Below are 5,180 nucleotides of genomic sequence, written 5' to 3'. Positions count from 1 at the left end.
CGAATGTAGAGCGGCAGTCCAAAACCCATCAATATAAGTTTAGCGGATGTTTGACAACCGGGGGAATCCATGTAGCCGCGTTAAGGGGTGAGCAACGCAATACCGAAGCTCCTGCATACCACCTTAATCACTAAAACCAACGTATTGTGAAAATGCCACGCGTTGCGAATCCCTCTTAAACGCTTTGTTAGGCATTTGCCAACGGACGCAGCCGATCTGCCGGAATATTCCAACGTTCACCGTTGACTGTTGACACTGATATGGTCTTTTTATTGAACTTAACCACGACACAGACACGAGCTGTGCCTTTGTCATCGACAAACTCGGCTGGAGAGCCAAGTGTGAACTGTTGCCTTTTGGCTTGAACTTCAAGCTCATCCATACTTTCCAAACGAGCCACGATTCGATTATTTAACTCAATCAGTTCTGTTCGAGTTAACGTGTCTATGTCCATACTTACAAACTCTACCACTTTGAAATGAAAGGCATTATATCAGTAAAATTTGAGAGTTTGACGATTAATGCCTAACGCCCTGCTAAGTGGCTGCTAACACGCACTTAACTTTAAGCAACACACCTTAATCACTAACCTAGTTGGAACTGAAAATGCCAAGTGTTAGCAGTCCGTCTTAAGCAATTTGTTAGTTTGCCACCGCGATGAAGCCAAGGGCTTAGTGCCAAGGTGCTGAATTAGTTACAAAACTACTGGCTTTGAACCCACAAGTAAAATGAATAGTTCGAAATTCAAACCCAATCACCAAACAAACTTGGCAAAGAAGACTTTCGAAGGTGCTGACAACCAAACACGCCAAGCCTTGAAAAAATGTGATTGCCTAAAAACACCAAAGAAGCAGCGCTAAAGAACTTGTAAAAAAGAACCTTACTAACGTAGAAGAACTGAATGACGCGTAAATCACTTAAACGAAAAATTCACTACGCGTGATGAGAACTACGATGATAAAGATTGGAAAACGAACCGGTGAATAGCAAAGACACAGAGCCAGCTTTTAGAGCAAAAATGCTTTTCTGCCCTCTGCAAACTAACGCCCGCTTAAGTGGCGAGTGAATGTGTGCCAAAATTAGAGCGAAGCGAAAATGGCACGCGTTTGCGAGTCCGTCTTGAAGCGTTTGTTATGCATTTTTTACTCTTGCCATATGGTATACAGCAACAAACTCACCATTGCGAAACGCGTACGCTGGTGACTCTCCCTCGATGACAAACCCAAATTTTTTATATAAACCAATTGCTGCTTGGTTGTCGGTATATACCGTCAACTCTAAGCGTACTAAATTTAGCCAGTTGTCTGCTAAATCTATCACTGTAGCGAGTAATTTACTGCCAACTCCAGCCCCTAAATGTTCGTCTTTAACACCTATGCCAAACGACGCAACATGTCGCCTTCTAGGGCTAACACAAACTTCGAATCCGATATTCCCAACCACTTCACCATTAAGAGTAGCCACATACGAATATACATTATCTGGTATATTCGACGTTCGCTTTTCCCACAACTCTATCGACGGATGAGGCAGTTGTAGCGTATTACTATAAGCATTAGGGCATTCATATATCTCTTTGATTTTTCGTGCATCAGATGCCTCTGAGCGTCTAATTTTAACTTCCATTTATTCCTCTAAATTATATAGATGCATAACAGCTATATTAGACAGAAAAATTCTGTATTTAAATATAGAATTTTTCTATCTAGTTCTTAAATTTGAACCACACTACCACTATTAGTCATTTTAATTCAGCACCTTAATGGTTGTGCATGCTAGGCGAGTCACAAAATGCAGAATATTTCTGCATAGTCTGATTTTGAGTGAAATCCCAATAACTTGTATATACAAACAGTATTCTTAAAACGAAAACATAAAAAACTGCTATCTATGTGTGCATAGATAGCAGGCTCTACTACGTTAACTAAGTTTGTGAGTGGCGAGGTTACGCCACTTCGAATGCGAGGGCTTTCTTCTCTACCTGACGGAAGATCAGCGTCAGTACACCATTGACCGCTAAGTAGAATGCGCCTGCAAGGCCGAATACTGTTAATGTGTCGTAGGTTTGGCCGTTAATACGCTGAGCGTAACCCATCAAATCCATAATGGTGATGGTGCTTGCCAGTGAAGTGCCTTTGAACACTAGAATCACTTCATTTGAGTAAGCCGGAACTGCGCGTCGCAGTGCATATGGCAGCAACACCTTAAGCGTTGCGATTTTGTCCATGCCTAATGCACGACACGCTTCCCACTGCCCTGCCGGAATGGCATTGAATGCGCCCTTAAACAGTAGCGTACTGTACGCCGCCGTGTTCAGCGCCAAAGCTAACATCGCGCAGAACCAAGGCTGGCTTAGCCATGTCCACATAAAGCTTTCACGGATCCAATCAAACTGACCCGGACCGTAATACACCAAAAAGATCTGAACCAATAACGGTGTACCAGTGAACAACGTGATGACGCCACGCGTTAACCAGTGAATCGCAGGTAATCTTAGGATCAGTGTTACCGTCATCAGCAGTGACAAGATACAACCAACAATCAGTGAAGCGCCTGTAAGTTGAAGACTGGTCGCTAAACCTTCAAGCATTTGAGAGAGGTATTGTTGATTCATGCCATTGCCCCTTTGTTACCCAAACCTTGAATAGAAAACTTACCATCAATCACTTTTACCAATCTTTGTGTGATTAAAGTGATGATTAAATAGATAGCCGCAGCCGTTGCGTACCAAGTAAAGGCTTCATGGGTTGCGGCAGATGTTAGTTGTGCTTGTTTCAGCAAATCCGTTACGCCAATCAGTGAAACCAATGCAGTGTCTTTGAGTAGAACCAACCATTGGTTGGTTAAACCTGGCAGTGCGTGTCTTACTGCTTGTGGTAATACGATTCTGAAAAATGCGCGAGATTGAGGAATACCCAATGCACTCGCCGCTTCTCTCTGCCCTTTGCTTACTGCTTTCAATGCACCACGAATGGTTTGTGAAGCGTAAGAAGCGAAGATAAGTGACAACGCAACAACACCAGATAAGAACGGGCTAACTTCAATAAAATCACCAGTGATCATGAAGAGTACTTGTGTCGAACCGAAGTAGATAAACAGTACGACTAAGATTTCTGGTAAACCACGAATGATCGTCACAAATGCTGTCGCTGGCCACCTAATAACCACGCGACGAGACATCTCACCACTTGCAAACACGACGGCTAAAACCAATCCAACCAATAGGCTTACGAACGCAAGCTGAACCGTCATCCAGCTTGCTTCGACGAGCCCTAAAGAGTAACCCGTTAATTGCATATTACTGACCGAAGTATTTGTTGAAGATTTTGTCGTATTCACCGTTCGCTTTCACTGCTGCAAGTGCAACGTTAAGCTGATCTACCAATTGTTGGTTGCTCTTGTTTACTGCGATACCAAAGCCGTTACCGAAGTACTCTTGGTTTGTTACTTGGTCGCCAACGTACGTTAGGTTGTCTTCTTTCTTGAACCATTCTGCTACAACGGCTGTGTCACCGAATACAGAATCAATACGACCGTTCTTCATGTCGATGAACGCATCTTGGTAGCTTGAGTACGGTACCGCTGTTACGCCCGTCATTTGCTCAAGTAGGTAACTCTGGTGAGTAGAACCGTTCTGAACACCGATACGCTTGCCTTCAAGTGCTACTTGATCCGCAACTTTACCTTCGATAGAGATAAATGCTGCCGAGTTATCGTAGTAAGCGTTAGAGAAGTTCACTTGTTGAAGGCGCGCTTCAGTGATGTCCATTGCTGAGATAGCGGCATCGTAACGCTTGAATTTAAGTGCGGGGATCAAGCTATCGAATGCTTGGTTGTGGAAAGTACAAGTTGCTTCCATCTCTTTACACAGTGCGTTTGCTAGATCAACATCAAAGCCTTGAATTTGGTTGTTCTCGTCCATGTATTCGAACGGTGCGTAAGTCGCTTCCATTGCGAATTTGATTTCGTCTTGTGCCGCTGCGTTTACTGCCACGCTCATAGAAGAAAGGCCGATAAGTGAAGCTAGTAGAATCTTTTTCATGTTGTTACTCCGAATCTGTTTGATAGCGGCCTGTGGCCATTCTTATAATTTGATGGTTCTAATTGAATCTAGGCTCTAACCGGACCTAGGTTTAACTAAATACTGAGATTGCACTGAATGCTATTGGATGAGATACCGTGAAAATTCAGGTGTTTTAGGGTTAACGAAAGAATCGCAGGTTCCATGCTCAACGATGTATCCGTTCTCTAAGTACAAAACGTGACTGGCAATTTTCTTCGCAAAATCAACCTCATGTGTCACAACCACTTGGGTAATGCCCGTACCGCTTAACTCTTTAATAATGCTAACGACTTGGTTGGTGATCTCAGGATCAAGCGCTGCGGTTGGCTCATCAAACAACAACACATCCGGTTTCATCATCAATGCACGAGCAATCGCAACACGCTGCTGTTGACCGCCAGACAGTTGCAGCGGCCAGGCGTCGGCTTTATCGGCCAGTTGCAGCTTTTTTAATACGGCTTGCGCTTGCTTAATCGCTTCTTGCTTATCCAACCCCGCTACTTTTGTTGGGGCTTCAATCAAGTTATCCAGCACCGTCATATGTGGCCATAAGTTGTATTGCTGGAAGACCATGCCAACTTTACGACGTAATTTCAGACCTTGCTTTTCTGGCACTGGGTTTGAAAAATCGAATTGCTCATCGGCGATCTCTAATTGACCGTTATCTGCGATTTCGAGCAAGTTCAATACACGCAGTAGTGAACTCTTACCCGCGCCGCTTGGACCAAGCAATACAAGGGTTTCACCACGCTCACAGTTGAAACTGATGTCGTGAAGAACTTGGGTATCACCGTATGATTTGTTGATGCGCTTTACTTGAATACTCATGCCACAATACTGCATTAATTGTCATTAGTGGGTTATTCTATTCAAATCGATATTTTATGCAAGAAAAATGTATAAAAACTGAAATGTTGAATTTTTGTAATGGTAGATAGATAAAAATCAGCCTATACAACTACCAGGACTTATTGGTTGAAATATTCTAAAATATAGAATTGTGATGGTGAATAAGCGGTTAGCTTGCTTTAATTCAAAGGCTATACCCGTGATCATTGAAGGTGCTTGATTTTTAGTAAAATCAGGATCATGCTACGAACTATGATAATTACACTGA

6 protein-coding genes are annotated in these 5,180 nt (G+C 43.1%); all 6 read right to left on the bottom strand.

All coding sequences use genetic code 11. From position 1 onward, the window contains the following. Nucleotides 1–187 precede the first annotated feature (187 nt). Nucleotides 188–454, bottom strand: coding sequence for a hypothetical protein (locus Q1A70_RS18785; RefSeq protein WP_299695316.1), 267 nt, complete (start codon nt 452–454; stop codon nt 188–190). A gap of 677 nt (nt 455–1,131) precedes the next feature. Further along, nucleotides 1,132–1,626 (bottom strand): GNAT family N-acetyltransferase, encoded by a 495-nt coding sequence (locus Q1A70_RS18780; RefSeq protein WP_299695313.1) that lies wholly within the window; start codon nt 1,624–1,626, stop codon nt 1,132–1,134. A 319-nt stretch (nt 1,627–1,945) separates the two neighbouring features. Further along, a complete protein-coding gene (gene artM / locus Q1A70_RS18775; protein WP_299695310.1) occupies nt 1,946–2,614 on the bottom strand; it encodes an arginine ABC transporter permease ArtM in 669 nt (222 codons plus the stop codon). Next, on the bottom strand, nt 2,611–3,297 hold the full coding sequence (gene artQ / locus Q1A70_RS18770; RefSeq protein ID WP_299695307.1) for an arginine ABC transporter permease ArtQ: 687 nt from the start codon (nt 3,295–3,297) through the stop codon (nt 2,611–2,613). The genes artM and artQ overlap by 4 nt, the downstream gene beginning before the upstream one ends. Nucleotide 3,298: 1 nt before the next feature. Beyond that, nucleotides 3,299–4,042: a lysine/arginine/ornithine ABC transporter substrate-binding protein gene (locus Q1A70_RS18765; protein ID WP_299695305.1), complete on the bottom strand. Its 744-nt coding sequence runs from the start codon at nt 4,040–4,042 to the stop codon at nt 3,299–3,301. 120 nt (nt 4,043–4,162) lie between these two features. Next, complete coding sequence (gene artP / locus Q1A70_RS18760) at nt 4,163–4,891, bottom strand: arginine ABC transporter ATP-binding protein ArtP (protein ID WP_299695302.1); 729 nt, start codon at nt 4,889–4,891, stop codon at nt 4,163–4,165. Nucleotides 4,892–5,180 lie beyond the last annotated feature (289 nt).

Origin of the sequence: uncultured Vibrio sp. (assembly GCF_947488985.1) — a bacterium.
Taxonomy (GTDB): Bacteria; Pseudomonadota; Gammaproteobacteria; order Enterobacterales; family Vibrionaceae; genus Vibrio.
Note: the sequence above shows the minus strand (reverse complement) of the source record. Positions and strands in the feature narration are given on the sequence as shown.

Bases quoted from the DNA above. Each gene is read 5' to 3' on its own strand.
- Q1A70_RS18785 (WP_299695316.1), bottom strand. From the start codon at position 454: ATGGACATAGACACGTTAACTCGAACAGAACTGATTGAGTTAAATAAT.
- Q1A70_RS18780 (WP_299695313.1), bottom strand. From the start codon at position 1,626: ATGGAAGTTAAAATTAGACGCTCAGAGGCATCTGATGCACGAAAAATC.
- artM (WP_299695310.1), bottom strand. From the start codon at position 2,614: ATGAATCAACAATACCTCTCTCAAATGCTTGAAGGTTTAGCGACCAGT.
- artQ (WP_299695307.1), bottom strand. From the start codon at position 3,297: ATGCAATTAACGGGTTACTCTTTAGGGCTCGTCGAAGCAAGCTGGATG.
- Q1A70_RS18765 (WP_299695305.1), bottom strand. From the start codon at position 4,042: ATGAAAAAGATTCTACTAGCTTCACTTATCGGCCTTTCTTCTATGAGC.
- artP (WP_299695302.1), bottom strand. From the start codon at position 4,891: ATGAGTATTCAAGTAAAGCGCATCAACAAATCATACGGTGATACCCAA.